At 54.7% G+C, this 20605-nt stretch carries 14 protein-coding genes, 4 tRNA genes and 1 pseudogene; 8 read left to right on the top strand and 11 right to left on the bottom strand.

Translation table 11 applies throughout. The features are described from left to right. Positions 1-122: 122 nt before the first annotated feature. The 9 genes from QZ554_RS03690 to QZ554_RS03650 all read right to left on the bottom strand — a co-directional run bounded on the left by QZ554_RS03690 (position 123) and on the right by QZ554_RS03650 (position 7806). The gene (locus QZ554_RS03690; protein WP_297194494.1) at positions 123-1097 is read right to left on the bottom strand and encodes a GSCFA domain-containing protein; all 975 of its coding nucleotides are present in this window, start codon (positions 1095-1097) and stop codon (positions 123-125) included. Between the two features lie 31 nt (positions 1098-1128). After that, complete coding sequence (locus tag QZ554_RS03685) at positions 1129-1539, bottom strand: YraN family protein (RefSeq protein ID WP_297194492.1); 411 nt, start codon at positions 1537-1539, stop codon at positions 1129-1131. Then, positions 1497-2495: a GNAT family N-acetyltransferase gene (locus QZ554_RS03680; protein WP_297194491.1), complete on the bottom strand. Its 999-nt coding sequence runs from the start codon at positions 2493-2495 to the stop codon at positions 1497-1499. The genes QZ554_RS03685 and QZ554_RS03680 overlap by 43 nt, the downstream gene beginning before the upstream one ends. A 3-nt stretch (positions 2496-2498) precedes the next feature. Continuing rightward, positions 2499-3377, bottom strand: coding sequence for a glycerol acyltransferase (locus QZ554_RS03675; protein WP_297194489.1), 879 nt, complete (start codon positions 3375-3377; stop codon positions 2499-2501). Continuing rightward, positions 3377-5998 carry a valine--tRNA ligase gene (locus QZ554_RS03670; protein ID WP_297194487.1) on the bottom strand — a complete coding sequence of 874 codons (2622 nt, stop codon included), beginning with the start codon at positions 5996-5998 and terminating at the stop codon, positions 3377-3379. Before QZ554_RS03670 ends, QZ554_RS03675 begins: the two co-directional genes overlap by 1 nt. Before the next feature lie 380 nt (positions 5999-6378). Continuing rightward, positions 6379-6451, bottom strand: a tRNA-Gly gene (locus QZ554_RS03665). A 13-nt stretch (positions 6452-6464) separates the two neighbouring features. Next, positions 6465-6547 (bottom strand) — tRNA-Tyr (locus QZ554_RS03660). 33 nt (positions 6548-6580) lie between these two features. Further along, entirely contained in the window at positions 6581-7090 is a 510-nt protein-coding gene (ribH, locus tag QZ554_RS03655) for a 6,7-dimethyl-8-ribityllumazine synthase (protein WP_297194485.1), read from the bottom strand. Between the two features lie 26 nt (positions 7091-7116). After that, entirely contained in the window at positions 7117-7806 is a 690-nt protein-coding gene (locus tag QZ554_RS03650; RefSeq protein ID WP_297194483.1) for a tetratricopeptide repeat protein, read from the bottom strand. Positions 7807-8698: 892 nt separating this feature from the next. Here QZ554_RS03650 and dapA point away from each other — a divergent pair. The 6 genes and pseudogenes from dapA to QZ554_RS03620 form a co-directional block, all read left to right on the top strand. Next, on the top strand, positions 8699-9616 hold the full coding sequence (dapA, locus tag QZ554_RS03645) for a 4-hydroxy-tetrahydrodipicolinate synthase (RefSeq protein ID WP_297194482.1): 918 nt from the start codon (positions 8699-8701) through the stop codon (positions 9614-9616). A 117-nt stretch (positions 9617-9733) separates the two neighbouring features. Next, positions 9734-11275 (top strand): lipopolysaccharide biosynthesis protein, encoded by a 1542-nt coding sequence (locus QZ554_RS03640; protein WP_297194480.1) that lies wholly within the window; start codon positions 9734-9736, stop codon positions 11273-11275. Positions 11276-11347: 72 nt separating this feature from the next. Next, on the top strand, positions 11348-11821 hold the full coding sequence (locus QZ554_RS03635) for an SPOR domain-containing protein (RefSeq protein WP_297194478.1): 474 nt from the start codon (positions 11348-11350) through the stop codon (positions 11819-11821). A gap of 30 nt (positions 11822-11851) precedes the next feature. Then, positions 11852-12871, top strand: coding sequence for a UDP-N-acetylmuramate dehydrogenase (gene murB, locus QZ554_RS03630; protein ID WP_297194477.1), 1020 nt, complete (start codon positions 11852-11854; stop codon positions 12869-12871). 124 nt (positions 12872-12995) lie between these two features. Then, on the top strand, positions 12996-14495 hold the full coding sequence (gene lipB / locus QZ554_RS03625) for a lipoyl(octanoyl) transferase LipB (RefSeq protein WP_297194475.1): 1500 nt from the start codon (positions 12996-12998) through the stop codon (positions 14493-14495). A 34-nt stretch (positions 14496-14529) separates the two neighbouring features. Then, positions 14530-14922: pseudogene (locus tag QZ554_RS03620) on the top strand (DUF2721 domain-containing protein); the annotation flags it as partial. Positions 14923-16212: 1290 nt separating this feature from the next. Here the strand turns inward: QZ554_RS03620 and QZ554_RS03615 are convergent. Further along, positions 16213-16284, bottom strand: a tRNA-Arg gene (locus QZ554_RS03615). Positions 16285-16555: 271 nt separating this feature from the next. Here QZ554_RS03615 and QZ554_RS03610 point away from each other — a divergent pair. Both QZ554_RS03610 and QZ554_RS03605 read left to right on the top strand, forming a co-directional pair. Beyond that, positions 16556-18607, top strand: coding sequence for an HDIG domain-containing metalloprotein (locus tag QZ554_RS03610; protein ID WP_297194473.1), 2052 nt, complete (start codon positions 16556-16558; stop codon positions 18605-18607). A gap of 22 nt (positions 18608-18629) precedes the next feature. Beyond that, positions 18630-19172 carry a shikimate kinase gene (locus tag QZ554_RS03605; protein ID WP_297194471.1) on the top strand — a complete coding sequence of 181 codons (543 nt, stop codon included), beginning with the start codon at positions 18630-18632 and terminating at the stop codon, positions 19170-19172. A 455-nt stretch (positions 19173-19627) separates the two neighbouring features. On the opposite strand, the gene QZ554_RS03600 is transcribed toward QZ554_RS03605, so the two are convergent. Continuing rightward, positions 19628-19701, bottom strand: a tRNA-Arg gene (locus QZ554_RS03600). Between the last annotated feature and the right edge of the window lie 904 nt (positions 19702-20605).

Raw genomic sequence — 20605 nt, 5'->3', positions numbered from 1 at the left:
TCAAAGGAATATCCCCCATACAGCACGCTCCGAGCGTCTGTATGGGGGATAAGTCGTTTGGGGGGAGGGAGAGCTACCCACGCTATGGGGACGAATAGCTGGATGAGGAGCTAGATGTGGGACTAGATGTGGGACTCTGGCGAAGGGAGCTTGGCCAAAGGGTAGCGACTGAGGAAGTCCCTGACCCGTGCCGTGAGACGCTCCAGCCGCTGCGTATGTGCCTCGGTCGAGGCATGTAGTGGGCGGTGGCGAAGCTCCGAGGTGATGCGCTGTGCCTCGGCGAAGGCTCGCTGGGTAGGCTCATCCAGAGCCCATCCTGCGAACCGCTCGGCGACGAGTCGCTGCGTCAGCACAGAGGGGTGAGCCATATCCTCGGCATAGAAGCGGTAGTCCCGTAGTTCGTCGAGCACTAGCTCGTAGGCAGGGAAGTAATGGACGTGGTCGGGGAAGAGTCGCTGGAGCTCCTCGGTGAAGAGATGGAGAGTGGCCTTGCTCAGCGTATTGGCATGCGCTCCGTCCCGTAGGTGACGCACAGGGCTGACCGTGAGGATGAGCTGTAGATTAGGCTGTAGCTCTAGGAGCTCCCGTAGGAGGGGGGTCCATATATGGAGGAGGGAGGGGACATCGACACGCTCTCGGGTGAAGAGCTTCTCCGGGAGCTTGTGGCAGTTGCTCACGACCTCGCCCGTCTCCCGTAGGTGATAGACGTAGCTCGTCCCCCATGTGAGTAGTAGGTAGCGAAGCCTCGGGAGCTGGGTGTGAGCAGTGCTGAGCGAGGCATTGATCGTCTCTAAGGTCTCCTCACTCGTCACACGAGAGAAGGCTCCATGATGCAGCAGGGAGTGGTAGAGCCCTCCGTGCTGGATCAGCTCTTCACTCTCGAAGAGCTTCCCCTCAAGGATGCGGGAGAGAATACGGGCGATAGAGAGGGGATTGTACTGCGTCCCGAAGGGGTTGATCAAGGCCTCCATCCCCCCAGCTTGGAGGTAGCTAGGGATATGCTCGCTGAAGCAAGAGCCTAGGCTGAGGATGAGGTCACCGAAGGATAGGCTAGGCGGTGCGGGGGGCAGCGTAATGGGGGTGGAGAGTGCCGTCATCAGCGGGGTGGCTCTTATCTGTGGAAGACCCTTATTTGTGGGGAGTGGTACGTCTGCGACGAGGAGCAGAGCCTCGGCGGAGGTTGGGGTAGAAGGCGTTGGGGATATGCTCGATGGTGTAGGAGCGATCGGGGGCGATGTCGATCGCTAGGAGGTCATAGCGCACCTCCAGCTCTAGCGCTCGCTGACGGACGTAGTGGTCGGCAGCTCGTATGAGGAAGCGCTCCTTGTCCGAGGTGACGCTGTCCCGTGCCCTGAGGTAGCTCCCCGAGGAGCGTGTCTTGACCTCGGCGATGACTAGTGTACCGCCCCACTGGGCGATGATATCGATCTCGAGGTGTCCATAGCGCCAGTTGCGCTCGTGGATGGTGTAGCCTAGGCTCTCTAGGTAGTGACAGGCTAGTTCTTCACCAGTCGCACCCGTCTTGAGATGTTCGTCCATAAGAGGTCGCTTTGTCCCTCCTCGAGCTCGAAGGTCTCGATGTGGCGGATTCGCTTGTCGGGGATGATGGTGTCGATGGCTATTAGGATACCCGTCTCCTCGACGAGCCCAAAGCCATAGTTGATCGCTGTACCGAAGACCCTCATCTTCGGAGAGAGAGCCATGTAGGCGCTCACCAGAGGGGGAATGTTGTAGCCGAGGGCACGCACGGCGGTGTTCAGCGCACGATAGTTGGCCGAGAAGTCATCAGTGGGGAAGAGTGTACGGATCTCCTCTTCGTCCACCTCTATGGGGAGCGGTTCGGTAGGGGTGACTAAGCCCTCGGGATCAGAGAAGTGTAGGTGGAGGAAGTGTAGGATGAGATTGCGAGCATGGCGATCATAGTCCTTGTACATGGTGACCTTCCCGTAGAAGTACTTCATCTTCGGATAGAGCACCGTGAGGGCACCGAGGCCGTCCCAGAGGTTGTCTAGGGCAAAGAGACTCTTGGCTCCCATACGTGTCGATTGGTAGGGGAGGGAGACGAAGGAGCGACCGAGCTCGATGGTGTAGGGAAGGTACTCGGAGAGGAACTGCGGGCTGAACTCAAACATCCCAGCCGTCGCCAAGCGAGGCTTACCCGTCTTAGGGTCGAGTCGTACCTCATCACCGAAGATGAAGCGATAGCCCCCAAGGATCGCCTGCTCGGTTGGATCCCAGACAATCAGCTGTCCATAGCCCTCCGGGGCGGTGTCGAAGTCGTCGATATCGCAGTCCTTACCCGTCCCCCCACCATAGAAGCGAAAGGCCTCCTCACGAAGGCGCCCGATCTCACGCATCGTATTCGGAGCGGAGGAGGCATGGAAGACATAGATCTCGTTGCCCCCCTTGTTGGTCAGACGTAGACGCTTGTCGGGGGTGAGCTCCCCGAGGATCAGCTCCTTGGGAACAGGGGGGATAATGGGGGTGGTGTACATGTGTTACTTCTTCCTGCGCTCGTACTCATCTCTGAGGGCGTAGCAGATACTTCGTATGCGGGTTGCCTCTTCCTCGGGGCGGAGGGTGCTGTCACGCAGACTCTGCCAGGGGATTGGTTCGCCGACGATGATGCGGAAGCTCTTCCCTACTGCACGGAAGAGTTCGTCGGGTAGAAGGGCTGTCCCGATGTCAAACTTCATACGCAGGGCATTCTTGAGGTGCCATATCCAGTAGAAGTGTCGGGAGTTCTGCCCCACGAAGTGTAGGGGGACGATGTCACGCTCGTGGTGGATAGCCTGCGAGACGAAGGTCTTGCGCCATATCTGATCCTGGATCTTGCCATCGTAGACACGTGAGCAGAAGCCTGCGGGGAAGGTGCCGATGGGGACATCACTCTGCATAGCCTCCTGGAGCAGTGATACCGCTTCCTTGCCCTGCGCCCCATGCTTGTTGAGGGGCAGGAAGACAGGCTGTAGGGGCTTCAGGTGATAGAGCATGTCATTGACCATATAGCGTATATCCCCATAGTGTCGTCCCAGCATATAAGAGATGGCGATACCATCCATACCCCCTAGAGGGTGATTGCTGGCGAAGATGCACCGCCCATGCTCGGGCAGACGCACGGGATGTACCCAGTCAAGATCTAGGCGGAACTCTCCTACGAGTGCCTCTAGGAAGTCCATTCCCTCTAGGTGGCTATACCGATAGAGGATATCGTTGATCTCCCGCTGATGTATGATGCGCTCCAGCGTGCGCAGGATAGGGGCGGGGAGACGACGATGCACCTTCTCCTCGATCACCTCACCTACGTGTATGGCGTAGGGGTGATTCTGAGGAGTGTAGGCAGCCTTGTCGAAGGGGGGGAGGTGCGTCTGGCTCACTACTTGCCGGATAGCTGACGGATACTCTGCTCAATGCTGGCGATACGGCTCTCGGCATCGGCCTTCTTCTTTTGCTCTAGGGCGATGACCGCCTCTGGAGCCTTGGAGACGAAGCTCTCGTTGCTGAGCTTCTTCTCTACACCAGCGAGGAACTTCTGCTGATACTCGAGGTCAGCACGGAGCTTGGCGAGCTCCTCCTCGACATTGATGTAGGCGGCCATAGGTACAGCGAACTCGTCTGTGCCGATGACGAAGCTTACAGCACCCTCGCTACGCTTGCCACTACGGTCGATCTCGGAGAGTCCAGCCATCTTGATGAGGACTTCGTCTAGCTCGCTGGGGTAGCTCTCGGAGGCCTCTAGGGTGAGTGCCTCACGGGGGGAGAGGTTCTTGCTCGTGCGCAGGCTACGGATCGAGGTGATGAGCTCCTGCACAGCAGCGAAGCGGGCGAGGAAGGCTTCATCAAAAGATCCCGCAGGGCGCTGCTGAGCATTCATGATGCTCTCGCCCTCCTTACGCTCAGCGAGGTTCTGCCACAGCTCCTCCGTGATGAACGGCATGAAGGGGTGCAGGATGCGCAGGACTTCGTCAAAGAAGCCAAGCGCCTCATCACACGTCACACGATCGATCGGGGTGCCATAGGCTGGCTTGATGAGCTCCAGATAGTAGGAGGAGAAGTCATCACGGATGAGCTTGTAGACGAGGGTAAGGGCTTCGCTGATGCGGTACTTGGAGAAGAGATCCTCCAACTCTGTCGCAGCCTTGCTGAGCACCTGGCGCATCCAGTAGGAGGCGAGGCGGGAGGCCTCGGGCTGGGGAGCCTCGGAGGCATCATCCGTCCATCCCTTGACGAGGCGGAAGGCATTCCAGATCTTGTTGCAGAAGTTGCGCCCTTGCTCACAGAGAGACTCATCGAAGAGGATGTCGTTCCCTGCAGGGGCACTCATGATGAGCCCCATACGGACACCATCAGCACCGTACTTATCTATTAGGTCGAGAGGATCGGGGGAGTTTCCGAGGGTCTTGGACATCTTGCGTCCTTGGTTGTCACGCACGATCCCCGTGAGATAGACATTCTCGAAGGGCTTCTTCCCCTGGAAGGCATAGCCTGCCATAATCATACGTGCTACCCAGAAGAAGAGAATATCAGGCCCTGTGACAAGGTCTGAGGTGGGGTAGTAATAGCTCAGCTCCTTATCATCTCGGCTCATCGCTGGGGCAAAGACTGTGATGGGCCAGAGCCAAGAGGAGAACCAGGTGTCTAGGCAGTCACTCTCACGACGCAGGTCTTCGGCTCTGAGGCTGGGTACCTTCTCCTGTGCTAGGCGGAGCGCTTCCTCGTCCGAGCTCGCTACGACGAAGCTCCCATCGGGGAGGTAGTAGGCGGGGATGCGGTGCCCCCACCAGAGCTGGCGACTGATACACCAATCCTTGATGTTCTCCATCCAGTAGCGGTAGGTGTTCTTGAACTTGGCAGGGTGCAGGCGGATCTCATCCTTCATCACGGCATCGAGGGCTGGTGCGGCAAGACCCTCCATACGGAGGAACCACTGCATCGAGAGCTTAGGCTCGATGGGGACAAAGGTACGCTCGGAGTGCCCAACCTTGTTGGTGTAGGCCTCGACCTTCTCCAGCAGTCCTGCGGCGGCTAGATCAGCCTCGATCTTCTCTCTGACCTCGAAGCGATCCATCCCTGCGTAGACTCCTCCATGCTCGTTGAGCGAACCGTCATCGTGGAAGATGTCGATCGTCTCCAGCTGGTGCTTCTCTCCGAGCATATAGTCATTGACGTCGTGAGCAGGGGTTACCTTGAGGCATCCTGTACCGAACTCTATATCTACATATTCGTCCTCGATCACGGGGACAGCTCGCCCTACGAGGGGGATGATGAGGCGCTTACCCTTGAGGAAGTGATAACGCTCGTCCTCGGGGTTGATGCACACAGCGGTATCCCCCATGATGGTCTCGGGGCGGGTCGTAGCCACGACGACGTAGCGATCCTCTCCCTCGACGTAGTAGCGCAGGTAATAGAGCTTGCCCTGCTGCTCCTGATAGACGACTTCTTCGTCACTGAGGGCTGTGCGGGCCTTGGGGTCCCAGTTCACCACACGCACACCACGATAGATCAGCCCCTGGCGATAGAGCTCTACGAAGACGTCAATGACGCTCTGGCTACGCTCCTCATCCATCGTGAAGGCCGTGCGCTCCCAGTCGCAGGAGGCGCCTAGTCTCTTGAGCTGCTCGAGGATAATCCCCCCGTGCTCTCGAGTCCATTCCCAGGCATGCTCTAGGAACTGCTCGCGGGTTAGGTCTTGCTTCTGTATACCCTGTGCAGCGAGTCTGCCTACGACCTTAGCCTCCGTAGCGATGGAGGCATGGTCTGTCCCAGGCACCCAGCAGGCATTGAAGCCCCGCATACGAGCACGGCGCACGAGGATATCTTGGATGCTGTTATTCAGCATGTGTCCCATGTGCAGGACACCCGTTACGTTGGGCGGGGGAATGACGACAGTGTAAGCAGGGCGATGGTCAGGCTCTGAGTGGAAGAGGCGGTGCTTCATCCAGTACTCGTACCAGTGACTCTCTACAGCCTCGGGGCTATACTTCGTAGCTAACTCCATAGCGTGTGATATAAACCTATATGAATTCTTTATTATGTCTGTGCCTTATGAGGTAGGCATGCTACCTAATTGTGGGGTACAAATTTACGTATTTTGTGTGGGATAGTGCTCCCATTGGGCTCATTATACGTAGTGTGGCTACCATAGGGCTCCTCGTGGGTTAGGTTCAGACTTTGGTGTACGGTTCTATTTGGAGTCTAACGAGCCCTCTAGTCGAGGGGGCGGGGTGGGAGTATTGCTCCTCCTATGGGGGGATTGTTCTAGCTAAGAAGGCGGATTAGGAGGCTGTGATTGTCTTGGGGATATAGGTAAAATAAAAGCGAGGATCTCGGCTGAGATCCTCGCTTTGTTTTCTTGGGTAGTAGCTCTACCAACCTATGAGCGGAAGACGGGGCTCAAACCCGCGACCCTTAGCTTGGAAGGCTAATGCTCTATCAACTGAGCTACTTCCGCAATCCTTAGAGAGTGGGCAGTGATGGATTCGAACCACCGAAGGCGTAAGCCAGCTGAGTTACAGTCAGCCCCATTTGGCCACTCTGGTAACTGCCCATCCTTTTTGGTTTAGCGTTGCAAAGGTAGATACTATTTTTCAATTATGCAAATAGGGCGGCACATCTTCAGTGCAGTCTCTGCTGCTTCGGCCCCCTTATTGCCTAGTCTACCCCCTGCACGTTCCTCTGCCTGAGCCATATTCTCTGTGGTGAGGACACCGAAGATTACGGGTACGTAGCGATCCTCTTTGCCCTCTACACTGACTAGCTGGGCATTCAGAGAAGAGATACCGGAGGTCACTCCCTGGCAGATGTAGTCGAAGTGAGCGGTGTCACCCCGTACAACACATCCGATAGCGATCACAGCATCTACACCCTGTGCACGGAGGCGAGCCGAGGCATTCACGAGCTCAAAGGCTCCAGGGACACGGAAGATCGTGATCTCCTCGGCTCCTCGGGCACGTAGGACGGACTTCGCCCCCTCGAGTAGGGGCTCTGTGATATTGCTGTTCCACTCGGATACGGCGATGCCGATGCGCAGCCCTTCGGCTGTGGGTACTTCGCTATGGTGTGGGGTGGCGATATGATTGATCGTGGACATCTTATATATAAGGTGTAGCGTGAGCCTTACTTACCTCCTGCGGCACGTGCACGGATGAGGTCAGCCTCTACGCTCTCCGCCTCGGGCGAGGTGTAGTACTTGTCCTTGATCTGCTGGTAGGCAGCTACAGCCTGGTCGTACTTGCCGAGCTTCTCGTAGACGTGGCCGGCCTTGATGAGGCAGCTGGGGGAGATCGCTTCGCTATCGGCGAGCTTGGCTGCTGACTCGTAGCTCTTGAGGGCATCCTCGAGCTTGCCGAGCTGTACGTAGCAGTCTCCGATCATACGCTGGATAGAGGGGGAGACAAGCTTCTCGTCAGACGAGAACTTCTGGAGCTCACCAAGAGCCTCCTGGTATCGTCCCATATCATAGAGGCAGATACCTGCGTAGGCGTGGGCGAGGTTGGCGGCATCGGTGCCAGAGAAATTCTTGGCGATACCCTCGAAGCCTGGGTTAGCCGTTACGCCCTTCAGTGCGAGGCTATCCTGACCCATGATGAAGTTCTCTTCGGCAACGAACATTTGGCTAGAGGCCTTAGCGTTGTTGGGCTCCTTGATGAACTTGATGTAGGCGAAGATAGCTAGTGCGATAAGGACGACTGCCCCGACGGCGATCATGATCTTCTTGCCGTGGCGTTCGAAGAACTTTTCCCCTTGCATTACCTTTTCGTCAATTACGTCTAAGGTATCCTGACCACGGTGTTCTTGAAGTGACATACGAGATGTTCTTAGTTTATGTTTGTTATTTAGTCTACTTAATTGTGATGCGCAAAGATACGACTTTATCTGTAGCTAGCCAATCAGAGAACTATGTGTAGGGTAGGGGCTACTTATTCAGCCATGTGTCGTGATAGAAGGTGAGCGAATAAGCCACTTCTCTGCGGATCTGAGTCGTCCTACTTGCCTAGGAACTTTAGCTGGCACGTTGACTCCCCTATCTGAGTTTGTGTAATCCCCCTCTAGAGGCAACGGTATGTTCGCCCCCGTTACCTATGTAAGGTGACGGGGGCGAGCATTATATGTCCTATACTCATAGGATACGTAATGTCGGCTAGGGTGGGTGTTGCGTGTCCGCTATGTGTTTCGTGGTGGAGGCTGGAGAGCTGCGTGATTGGAGCGCTGGGAGAATCCTAGCGAAGAGGGTAAGGCTGGGTCGCACAGCTGGTGCATATCTCTTTTTTATGTTCTGCTCTCTTGGGTGCTTGTGGGGCTGTTATTTCGTGTTCCTAAGGGGTTTAGCTGTGCCTCAGAAGCCCCTAGATACAGGCTCTGAAGAGAGCATACTAAAAGCCCTTCCGAGGATATACTTAGAGCGGGGAAGTATACACGTGTGTACACTGATGTGTACACACGTGTATACTATAGTGTACAAGCGTGTACACACTTCCCTCCTAGGTAGGAGGTGTACGCTTGGTATGTCGATGCCTAGATTGCAGTTGTTTCCGACTTCAGTGTATGCTCCTCGAGCACTTTGTCCTCGCCCTCTAGTGATTTCATGCGTTAGTCCTCGTCGGGGGGTGTAAGGAAAGAGCTGTGAAAATCACTACCTTTGTCAATAAATATCTTCACTGCCTCTCCCAAAGGAGGGGACATAGCTGAGAGAAGACTTATGAGCAAGCATCCCTTTACGGGGCTAGGTGTTGCCCTCGTTACACCTTTTACGGATGATAACAAGATAGACTATAAGAGTCTAGAGCGACTGCTTGAGCACCTGCTGCGTGACCAAGCAATGGACTTCCTCGTGGTACACGGTACGACGGGAGAGTCACCTTGTCTGACCCGTCCAGAGCGTGAGGCTGTCACTCGGCGAGTCGTTGAGCAGGTCGCAGGGCGGTGTCCGATCGTGGTCGGACTCGGAGGGAATGACACCGTCGAGACGGGAGAGCGCATCCAGGCTATGGATACGCGTGGAGTCAGTGGTGTCCTCTCCGTAGTGCCCTACTACAACAAGCCCTCTCAGGAAGGGATCTTCCAGCACTTCTCCTACCTCGCCCAGCGTAGTGAACTCCCGCTGATCCTCTACAACGTACCCTCACGAGTCGGGGTCAATATGGCCTCTGATACCGTCGTGCGTCTCGCGCGCACGCATAGTAATATTGTAGGGGTGAAGGAGGCCTCGGGCTTCCCTCAGCAGGCAGGTCAGATTACCTCGTCCGAGCTCCCAGAGGACTTTGTCGTCCTCTCAGGTGACGATGCTCTCTGTGTAGCCTTCGTTCAGAATGGCGCTCGAGGTGTAATCTCTGTCGCAGGGAATGCTTACCCTCGCCTCACCTCCCGCCTGATCCACTTAGCGATGGATGGGCGGTACAACGAGGCCGATATGATCCAGACTGCGATGCGCCAGCTGAATACACAGCTCTTCCAGGAGGGCAACCCAGCTGGGATCAAGGCCCTGCTGCACCTAATGGGGCTCATAGATACAGAGAGTCTACGTCTGCCCCTCGTCTGCGTGAGCCAAGAGCTACGTGAGCGTCTGGACGAGACCCGTAGGGTACTCGACGGCTATGCCTTAGGGCTGGGGCTCTAGAGGCGGAAGAATATATAGTAATCTTAAACTAAACGTTGTTTATAGGGGAAGTTCTCCCCGTTGTCGCTAATCCCTCAGAGATTGAGGGATGCTAGCGGTCATAATTATAGGTAATAGATGCAAGAAAACGAGCAAACAGAGGCCGAAAAGGCGAAGCAAGATGAGACTCTAGGTAATTTGACTTCGGATATTCAGGAGTTAAAGAAGAAGTCTGTCTCTGGGTTTGGCTGGGCGACAGCCCAGCAGGCCGTCGGGCGTATCACGACTTTTTTGGTGCAGTTGGTCTTGGCTCGCTTGTTGACGCCTGATGACTTTGGCGCAGTTGCTGTCCTGACGATCTTCCTTGCTATTACTCAAACCTTGTCAGAGGCGGGATTTAGTAGCTCTCTCACTAGACAAGAGACCTTGGATGAAAGGGATCTGTCTACGGTCTTCTACTACAATCTAGGCGCAAGTTTGTTCTTCTATCTCCTCCTCTTTCTGATAGCGCCATGGGTGGCCGATTATTTCCGTGATCCCAAACTCTGCCTTATCCTTAGGGTGTATGGTATCCCGAATATTATTTATTCGCTGGCCTCTGTGCAGAGGGTCTTGCTCTGGCGACGGATGGAGTTTAAGAAGCAGATGTATGTACAGCTCTTTAACGGTCTTGCTTCAGGTGGGGTAGGTATTGCTATGGCTACACTTGGTTTCGGAGTTTGGTCGCTGGTAGGGATGGCTTTTGCTCAGTCTATAATGAATGCAGTTTTAGTCTGGAACTATTCGCCTTGGAGACCAAAGAGGGTTTTTGATAAGGAACGGTTCAAGGTGCATTTTGACTTCGGTTGGCGTGTTGCTTTGACAAATGTGACAAGGGCTGTGTATGACAATGTTGCCACGATTTTTGTCGGTCGTTACTTTTCTATGCGCACGCTGGGGTTGTATGGTCAAGCCAATACTTTCTATGTGGTTCCAGTCTCTGTCCTTGCGGATCCAATTAACAAGGTCTCACTGCCAGTGCTCGTACGAGTGCAAAATGAAGTAGAATTACTAAGAGCCGGCTATCGTAAAGCTATGCGTCTGCTGGTGCAGCTCTCAGCTCCCATTTTAACCATGCTCTTGGTGCTTGCTCATCCTCTATATCATGTTCTGTTTGGAGAGAAGTGGATGGAGGCTGCAGGTTTCTTTCAGATTCTTTGCTTAGCAGGCCTTTTGTCTCCACTGATTGACTATAATGCGAATGTGTTAATGGTCAAGGGGCGTGGAGATCTCTTCTTAAGGATTGACATTGTGAGGCGCATTATAGGTGTCATTGCCATGGTGATAGCCCTGTCCTTTAGTTGCTATTGGGGGGTTTATGGGTTGCTGTGGAGTACAGTCATTAGTCAGGTTATTTTCCTCTTCATCAATAGCTACTACTCGGGACGCTTCATCAATTACACAATCTGGAATCAACTCTCTGAGCTACTGCCCTTCTTCCTTATGAGTGGGGTCTCTGGAATAGCAGTATGGGGTGTGGATACTTATCTAACCTCGGGGCTCTCTGACTTCCTGCGTCTAGCTATCGGCGGGGTTGTCATGGGGGTGGCTTATCTCGTCCTACTCTATACCTTTGCGCGTCGGGATCTCTTCTATGTATGGACGCTCCTGCAGGAGCATCTTCTTAAGAGGAAGGTTTAGTTTTATTTATTTCTTAACTTTGTGCATCAGTACTTTTGCATATTGTGTCACCACATAATTGAAGTTTGAATTATGAAGAAAATCATCTTTGCCTCCTTGGCTCTTATCTCACTCGTATCACTGAGCTCTTGTAAGGCCAAGCAGAGTGCCTATAGAAAGGCCTACGAGCAGGCTAAGCAGCGTGAGGTCGCCACTCAAGACACCAAGCCTGCTGCCGAGTACGAAGCACCAGCAGTCAGCACTGCTGCACCTGTCACCGTCCGTAAGGAGCGTGTCTCCACCTATTCTGGTGAGGACGCTACTCGCCTGAAGCGCTTCAGTGTAGTCGTCGGGAGCTTTCAGAACCCCACGAATGCACGTAGCCTCAAGGATCGTATGGAGGGGCAGGGCTATAATGCCGTCCTAGCCACCAACGATGCCGGTATGCTACGTGTCATCGTAGCTAGCTATGACACACGCGATGAAGCCGTCGCTAGCCGTGATGCTATCCGCTCACGCTTCGCTCCTGACTTCAAGGATGCTTGGCTCCTAGAGAACGACCTCTAGTACTAGGACGCCCGCACGAGTACCATATCTATGGAGATAAAGCAGAACTATTTGCTCCGTAAGCATAATACCTTTGGTATCGATGCCCAAGCTGATTGGTTCATCTCTTATCGGAGCCTAGAGGATCTGCATCTACTAGCACGGGACGAGTACTTCCAGGAGTGCCGCTGTGTCACCATCGGCGAGGGGAGCAACCTGCTCTTCCTTACCAACTTTCATGGGATCATCCTCTTCTCGGAGCTCAAGACTATCGAGCTCCTAGGAGAGGATGATTCACATGTAGATTACCTCGTTGGCTCAGGTGTCCACTGGGATGATTTCGTCCAGCAGATGACCGATCTAGGGCTAGGGGGCATTGAGAATCTCTCCTTGATCCCAGGCCAAGTCGGGGCGGCAGCGATACAGAATATCGGAGCCTATGGGGTAGAGGTCTGTCAGAGGATACAAGCTGTCCATACCTTCCACCGACGCACTGCTGAGGAGCGTGTCTTCTCTGTCGATGAGTGCGCCTATGCCTACCGCCATAGTATCTTCAAGGAACCTGGCTACGAAGATTACATCATCACACACGTACACCTCAGGCTGGACAAGAAGCCCAGCCTACAGCTAGACTATGCCGACCTGAGGGAGCGGATCACACAGCGCTATGCCACCCCCACACCTGCGGACGTACGTCGGGAGGTCATCTCGATACGAGAGGCCAAGCTCCCCGACCCCAAGGTGATCGGTAGTGCAGGGAGCTTCTTTATGAACCCCGTCGTGGAGGCTTCGGTCTTCGAGGCTCTACGTGAGCAGTATCCCAATGCCCCTCACTATCCCCAGCCAGATGGGCGGGTGAAGGTGCCAGCAGGCTGGCTCATCGATACCTGTGGACTCAAAGGCTATCGCCTAGGCCATGCTGGGGTATATGAGCGTCAAGCCCTCGTGCTCATCAATGCCGATGGGCAGGCCACTGGGCAGGATATCGCTAACCTAGCTGAGTATATCCAGCAGCAGGTGCAGGCACGCTTCGGGATACACCTAGAGCCCGAGGTGCGCTATATCGTGTAGCCTACGGGGCTCTTTGTCCCTCTTGGATCTTTCCATTTAGTTAAACAATCAATCCCCTCTGTGTATGGGGTAGCCTTGACGAGGTGCACGACCTCTAAATCAAAAGGCTTCCCCTCCCTAAGCGATGAAGGTTATTCTCCTAGGTACAGGTACGAGTACAGGTGTCCCCGAGGTGGGATGTGGCTGTCCTGCCTGTCACAGCGATGATCCCCGAGATCGTCGCCTACGCACCTCCGCCCTTGTCATCACGGACTCTGGGCGACGTATCCTCATAGATTGTGGTCCAGACTTCCACGAGCAGGCTGTCGCCCTGAGGCTGGATCGTATAGACGCCATTCTACTGACCCATGAGCACTACGACCATACCTTTGGGCTGGATGACGTCCGTACGATCGCTTGGCGTCAGGAGCTGCCGATCTATGGTCAGGAGCGTGTGTTGGAGTCGGTGCATACCCGCATGCACTATGCCTTCGGTCCGAATCCTTATCCAGGTACTCCTCGTCTTGTCCTTCGCCCGATCGGCGAAGGGGCAGATGCGCCCTTTGAGCTCTTTGGGGAGACGATCACTCCGATCTTCCTCGATCATGGTTCCCTCCCCATAGTAGGTTATCGTATCGGGGGGCTTACCTACATCACAGATATGAAGGCGGTCTCTCCCGAGGAATGGGCGAAGGTCGAGGGCACACAGCTCCTCGTCATCAACGCTCTACGCTATCAGCGTCCTCACCCGAGTCACCAGTCTGTGCTGGATGTGCAGGAGCACCTCTCGCACCTCCCTCATCGCCCGCAGCTGACCCTGCTGACCCACCTCTCGCACCACGCACCTCTGCATCATCAGCTCCTCTCTCTCCTCCCCTCTGACCTCCAGCCTGGCTACGATGGTCAGTGCATTACGATCACAGATGGGAGTGTGCAGGAGACTCCACTAGAGCCCTACGAAGAGCCGTTTGTCTACCGAGACCTCGGACGCATAGCCTATGCCGAGGCTTGGGAGCTACAGCGTGACCTCTTCGCTACGCAGCTCGAAGCCAAGCATGAGGGACGTCCTACCGAGAGCTACCTACTCTTCTGTGAGCACAATCCCGTCTTTACGATGGGGAAGCATGCCGACTCCGCCAACGTCTTGATGAGCCCCGACTTCCTTCGTGAGCAGGGCTATGACTTCTACGAGGTCGAGCGGGGCGGGGATGTGACCTACCACGGTCCCGGACAGCTCACGGGCTACCCGATCCTAGATCTCGAGCGCTTCCACCTAGGCCTCAAGGCTTACATTGAGCTCCTCGAGCAGTCTGTCATCGAGCTCCTACGCTTCTACCGCATAGAGGCTGGGCTCAAGGATGGGGCTACAGGAGTATGGCTCGATGTCGGAGACCCCGCTCGTGAGCGCAAGATCTGTGCCATCGGTGTCAAGAGTAGTCGCTTCGTCACGATGCACGGCTTTGCTCTCAACGTAAACAACGACCTATCCCCCTTCCAGCTCATCAATCCTTGTGGATTCAAGCAGGGCAAGGTCGCCTCTATCGCCCAAGAGGTCGGGCACGAAGTAGACCTCACCGTGGTCAAGCACATCCTGGTCTCGATCCTACATCGCAGACTGCATGAGCGTCTTGCTCCACGCTATTAGATTCATTCACCATCACGCTTACTCATTCATCAGTATGAACGAGCTTAATCTAACGACTCCCTCGCTCCTCTTCTCGGCCATCTCGCTGATCCTGCTGGCCTATACCAACCGCTTCCTTTCCTACGCCTCCATTGTGCGCAACCTCAAGGAGAAGTATGAGAGCAACCCCGAGGGCGAAGCAACCTCTCTGGCGCAGATCGACAACCTCTATCGTCGCCTCAACCTCATCCGTGCCATGCAGATCCTAGGCGTGAGTAGCCTACTGGTCTGCTTGGCTGCGATGTTCTTCTATTACCTAGAGTGGAACCTCCTCGGGGGCTGGGTCTTTGGCCTGGGCATGGTCTTGCTAGCCCTATCGCTCTGCCTATGTATCTGGGAGATCCAGATATCAGTCGAGGCTCTGAACCTCAACCTCCGCTCCCTCAAGAAGGAGATAGCTCCCTCCCTGCGCCGTCGCCCTGACGATGAGGCTCTGCAGAGAGAAAAGTCCAAGAGCAAGAATAAGAAGAAGGGCAAGGATAAGAACCGTGACAAGGAGCAAGACACCTCCTCTTCCTCCTCTACCTCCTCTACGTCCCAAGGAGCACAGCGACAGCAACAGCCCCAGTCCTCTAGCAACCTCCCTCTCCCCATGTCCTCCACCCGTGGACCTCAGGAGGGTAAGGATCGTCCTCGCCGAGACGAAGGCGGCCGAGACTCCAACCGCAGTGGCAATGAAAATCCTCGTGGTGGCCAAGACAATGCTCGTGGCGCACAGGATGCAGGGCGAGGTAATCAGGAGAATGGTCGGGGTGGACAGCAGCGTCAGTCCCAAGGACAGCGTCCTAATCAAGGCAACCAGCCCAACTCCTCTACCCCCAATCAAGCTGGGGCACGTGAGCAGGGCGAACGTCGCCCTCGCCCCGAACGCAACGGGAATGGCGACAACCAGTCCCGCTCCAGCGAAGGTGCCCCCCAGCAGTCCTCCACCCCTAATCCCCAGCGTGAGCAGGGGGAGCGCCGTCCTCGTCCCGAGCGTACAGCCGAGGGTAGAGAGCAGCGTCCCGCCCAGCAGAGCTCCTCTCAGTCCTCTGCTATGGGGCAGAGCCAGCAGTCCTCATCGGTAGCTCCATCGGAGCAGGCTCAGCCTGCCCAGCCTCGTCCTACGGCTAATCCCTCATCCAGCACTCAGGCGCAGCACGAGGGGCAGGTACGTCGTCCTCGCCCCGAGGGGCATCCCTCCTCTACGGAGAACTCTACCTCTCCCTCTGAGCGCAGAGAGTCTCATGAGGAGCGTCAGGCTCAGTCTCAGCAGAGTGCCGAGTCTGCTCGTGAATCTCAGCAGGCTCAGCCTCAGCGTCCCGTTACGCCCCAGCCCACACCCTCGACAGACGAACGTCCGAGTGCAGCAGTCCCTGCTCCTCGTCCCTCTCGTCCTATGAGCTACGAGGAGGCTGTCGCACGTCAGCGTGAGCTCGCCTCTGCAGCTAAGGCCGACGAACATTCAGCGGACGAATAGTCCCACCTGCATAGACAGACAAGACCCGAGCGAAGGGCTCGTGCCACGCTGGCACACCTTCGCTCGGGTCTTTTGTATTGTGGCGTATAGCTTCACTTCGTGAGGCTATACTTGGGGATTCTCCGGGGGTAGGGGAGTGCACCTTACTTCGTGACCAACCCCTGATAAACGGCAACAGCACGCATGAGCCTAAGACTCGTGCGTGCTGTCGCCTTGCTGTACCCCCGAGCAGAATCGAACTGCTATCTAAAATTTAGGAAATTCTTGTTCTATCCGTTGAACTACGAGGGCCCGTACCTAGCCATGTGAGGACAAGCCCCCCCTGCTAGTTGCCTGCAAAGATAGTGAATTTATCCTCGCCCCAAAGGGTCGTCCCCTCGGTATCATCTCCCCCTGCCTCTGCCCATTCCCCGAGGAATACTCCCATTGGGGTTCTAGCTCGGGATGCAGCAGGCTCGACTCTGCCCTTGCCCCGAGGGGTGTAGGCGAGCTCTCGGGCATGTGTGCTTGGTGTCTTTTGTTTATCTTTGTTTATCTCAATAGATTATAAGATATATAGGCTATGTACAAGATACCATTTGGACGGATTCTCCAGAGCTTGTGGCTGAAGACCTTCATTGCCCTTGCCTTCGCTGCCTTGGTCGTGATGCTCCTTGCCCCTCGCAATAGGAGCTTCCAGTATCAGTTCAGCAGTGGTAAGCCTTGGGCGTATGAGCTGGTTACGGCGCCGTATGACTTCCCCATATACAAGTCCGATGAGCAGATGCGTATGGAGCAGGATAGCATCCGTCAGGAGGCACTACCTGTCTATACGCTCGACAGCGAAATGCTCCCTCGGATGCTCAATAAGCTGCACGACCGCTACACCAAGGAGTTCATCCAGACCGTCCCTCGTGCCTACTACCTCTATCTCCAAGAGGTGCTGCGCAAGAGCTACAATATCGGTATCGTCGAGGCCTCCGAGATCTCTAAGCTCCGCTCTGAGGGCCACCTAGAGCTCAACCTCCTCGGGGCGAATAATGTCCTGTCACGTGCCCCACTGACTCGCTTCTATAGCCTCAAGGAGGTCTACGACCAAGCCTTTGACCATGCCGAGGCGAAGGGACTTCGCCGAGAGGAGCTCCAGAAGATGGACGTCTCCTCCTACCTCGAGCCTAATATTCGCTATGACAAGGACTACACCGATAAGCTCCTAGCCGATGCCCTCTCCGGGCTCTCCACCTCCACAGGTATGGTGCAGCAGGGCGAGCGTATCATCGACAAGGGCGAGATCGTCACTCCCTATATATACAATGTGCTCCGCTCGCTACGCATGGAGCAGATCCATCGTGCAGGTGGGGAGACGCAGTCTGTACTCAACCTCGGGCTCTTCCTCTACGTAGCACTCCTCTTTGCCATTCTCGGGGTGTACCTCATGCTCTTCAATAGAGCTCTGTGCGTGCAGGGGCGCAATATCCTCCTGCTCTTCTCCATCATGCTCGCCTTCATCGCACTGACGGAGCTACAGGTCAGCAGTGAGTGGTATCCGCTGGAGGTGATCCCGTATGTGATGCTGGTGCTACTGCTGCGCATCTTCTTCGATAGCCATCTGGCTCTGACGAGTTACCTCGTGACGATCTTGGTCGCAGCGTATTTCGTGCCCGAGCCTTTGCCGTTCCTCTTTGTCCAGCTCGTTGTAGGCTTCGTGGCGGTCTTTACGCTCCAGAGTCTGAACTCTCGTGGTCAGCTGATCCGTGCGGCCTTCGCTGTCTACACGGCCTATATAGGCTCGTCGATGATCATCGAGTGGATACGAGAGGGGCAGATCCTCCCCTCGTACTGGATCTCCCTGCTCTTCTATGGGGTGAACCTGATCTTCCTCATGTTCACCTACATCTTAGCCTTTATTGTGGAGAAGCTCTTTGGCTATGTCTCCAATGTTCGCTTGGTGGAGCTTAGTGATATGGCTACTCCTCTGCTCAAGGAGCTCTCTGAGGTAGCCCCGGGTACCTTCCAGCACTCCTACCAGGTGTCGATCCTCGCTACTGCCGCTGCTACCAGGATCGGTGCGGATCCCCAGCTGATCCGTACGGGTGCGCTCTACCACGACATAGGCAAGATGCTGCACCCCGAGTACTTTACCGAGAATGCGCCTACCAATAGCCCCCATGCCTTCCTGAACTATAAGGAGAGTGCCCGTATCATCATCCAGCATGTGCATGATGGGGTAGCGCTAGCGCAGAAGCACGGCTTGCCCGATCAGGTCATCGAGTTCATCCGTACGCATCATGGGCGCAGTACGACACGCTACTTCTACAATTCTTACTGCAACGAGCATCCAGGGGAGCAGGTCGATCCAGAGCCCTTCACCTACCCAGGCCCCAACCCCTATACAAAGGAGATGGGGATCCTCATGCTCGCCGATAGTGTCGAGGCTGCCAGTCGTAGCCTAAGCCAATACACCGAGGAGGGCATCCGTGCGCTAATCGACAAGATCGTCGATGGGATTGTCTCCGAAGGGCTACTGAACGATACACCGCTGACCTTCCGAGACATTAAGGAGATCAAGAAGGTCTTCTACCTCAAGCTCAAGACGATGTATCACGCTCGTATAGCTTACCCCGACAAGAAGTAAGTCCTCGCCCTCACGATACACTATGTACCGACCTATATTCCTCGTTGGCTTCATGGGCTCTGGGAAGAGTACCATCGGCCGTCGTCTCGCCGAGTGTCTACAGCTACGCTTCATAGATACGGATACGTTCATCGAGACACGCTTTAGGCAGCGTGTCGTCGATATGTTTGCTCGAGAGGGTGAGGAGGTCTTTAGACGCAGGGAGCGTGTCGTCATGCAGGAGCTCATGAGTATGGGCAATACGGTCTTTGCCACTGGGGGAGGTCTGCCCTGTCACCTAGATATGATGGAGCTCCTATGTCAGGCGGGCGAGACGGTCTACTTTCGTTCCTCTCCCGAAGTCTTAGCTGCACGGCTCGAGCTCTGCAAGCGCACTCGTCCGACCATACGAGATAAGAGTGGAGCGGAGCTCCTGGAGTTCACTCAGCGTACCCTTGAGCTGCGTGAGCCGATCTATATGCAGGCTCGGCATATCTTCGATATTGACGAGATCGACTCCCCCGAAGCCGAGGAGGCCTTTGCCCAAAGGCTCTCTCAGCATCCCGGTCTCCTTGTGCAGGAGTAGGGGGCAGGCTCTGCGCTAGGCTCGGATCTAGCCCTCGCTATCGGAGGCTGAGCCTCTGCCGTGAAGCGTAGACCTATGAAAGTGCGCCTTCCCCAGGACTAGCTCCAGCAGGTACTCTCTGCAAACTGTCGTGAAGAGTAGACCTCTGAAAGTGCGCCTTCAGGGGGGCATACAGCTCTTTTTATCCTCGACGGCATAAATGCTAGATATTGGCAGGGCAACTGAAATGCCAAAGTCAATGCAGGCTAACCCTATCCCCGACCACGAGCATGGATCACGTTGCTTTGGCTATTGAGGGCTAACCCAATAGTCGATAACCCCTATTCCTAGGTGTGCAAATAGCAGATGTTGGCTTCTTGGTCGAGAGGCTAAGGCTAATGCAGGTATCGCCCCACGCACGACTATACAAATAGCGGACGCCCCATAATGGCTAGCCATTATGGGGCGTCTCTGCGTGATCCCGACAGGATTCAAACCTGTAACCTTCTGATCCGTAGTCAGATGCTCTATTCAGTTGAGCTACGGAACCCTATGACATCTATCGATGTGCGGTGCGTACGGGACTCGAACCCGTGTTTCCGCCGTGAAAGGGCAGCGTCCTAACCGCTAGACGAACGGTGTGTAATAATAGGGCAGCCGGAATCGAACCGGCAATATTGTTCCATTTTAACAAATACCCCAAATAAATTCATTTACTATTGATTAGGATTAGTAATGACACCATTTGCACCATTAACAGTTACCCAACCATGTTTTTCTCTTGCTTCCGCTTCTTTCATACGGATTAGAGAATCTGTAATAGAGTCTGATTTGATTTTGTTAGCTTTCGCTTCTCCATCAGCTTTGATTACAGCTGCATCAGCGTCAGCTTGTGCTTGAACTTTCTTAGTATCAGCTTCTACTTCTGCTTTTGCTTTTTCTTGTTTAGCAGTGTCAATTTCTTTTTGTTTGACACTTTCGTTTTTAATTGCGTTCTCAATTTCGTCACCAGCATCTTGGTCAGTAATTGTAAATGAAACGAACTCTAAATCGTATGACTGAAACTTCTCTTTCAAAGCTTTATCAATAGCCTCATAGACTTCAGTTCGTTTTGCACCAAGAACATCATAAATGTCATAATTACCCGTAACAGATTCAATCGCTCTTTGCACTGCCGGGGCAATAACATTCTCATTTACATTCTCTAATGTAGTATAGTTAGAGAATACGGTCATAGCTTTTTCCTTATTGACTTTATATTTTACGTCAATATTTGTATTCAGCCATTGTCCGTCCTTAGTCTGAGTTGTAAGCTTTTCCATTGTCTTGGTTTGCACCGAAGTGGACAATGTATAAATCTTATCTACAAATGGCATTTTCAAATGATAACCAGTTTGTAATGAGATCGGAAGAGCGTCGTGTAGGGAAAGAGTGTAGATCTCGGTGGTCGCCGT

This window comes from uncultured Porphyromonas sp., assembly GCF_915070105.1.
Classification (GTDB): domain Bacteria; phylum Bacteroidota; class Bacteroidia; order Bacteroidales; family Porphyromonadaceae; genus Porphyromonas.
Note: the sequence above shows the minus strand (reverse complement) of the source record. Positions and strands in the feature narration are given on the sequence as shown.

Coding starts and splice junctions, on each gene's coding strand:
- QZ554_RS03690 (WP_297194494.1), bottom strand. CDS start 1,097: ATGACGGCACTCTCCACCCCCATTACGCTGCCCCCCGCACCGCCTAGC.
- QZ554_RS03685 (WP_297194492.1), bottom strand. CDS start 1,539: ATGGACGAACATCTCAAGACGGGTGCGACTGGTGAAGAACTAGCCTGT.
- QZ554_RS03680 (WP_297194491.1), bottom strand. CDS start 2,495: ATGTACACCACCCCCATTATCCCCCCTGTTCCCAAGGAGCTGATCCTC.
- QZ554_RS03670 (WP_297194487.1), bottom strand. CDS start 5,998: ATGGAGTTAGCTACGAAGTATAGCCCCGAGGCTGTAGAGAGTCACTGG.
- ribH (WP_297194485.1), bottom strand. CDS start 7,090: ATGTCCACGATCAATCATATCGCCACCCCACACCATAGCGAAGTACCC.
- QZ554_RS03650 (WP_297194483.1), bottom strand. CDS start 7,806: ATGTCACTTCAAGAACACCGTGGTCAGGATACCTTAGACGTAATTGAC.
- dapA (WP_297194482.1), top strand. CDS start 8,699: ATGAGCAAGCATCCCTTTACGGGGCTAGGTGTTGCCCTCGTTACACCT.
- QZ554_RS03640 (WP_297194480.1), top strand. CDS start 9,734: ATGCAAGAAAACGAGCAAACAGAGGCCGAAAAGGCGAAGCAAGATGAG.
- QZ554_RS03635 (WP_297194478.1), top strand. CDS start 11,348: ATGAAGAAAATCATCTTTGCCTCCTTGGCTCTTATCTCACTCGTATCA.
- murB (WP_297194477.1), top strand. CDS start 11,852: ATGGAGATAAAGCAGAACTATTTGCTCCGTAAGCATAATACCTTTGGT.
- lipB (WP_297194475.1), top strand. CDS start 12,996: ATGAAGGTTATTCTCCTAGGTACAGGTACGAGTACAGGTGTCCCCGAG.
- QZ554_RS03610 (WP_297194473.1), top strand. CDS start 16,556: ATGTACAAGATACCATTTGGACGGATTCTCCAGAGCTTGTGGCTGAAG.
- QZ554_RS03605 (WP_297194471.1), top strand. CDS start 18,630: ATGTACCGACCTATATTCCTCGTTGGCTTCATGGGCTCTGGGAAGAGT.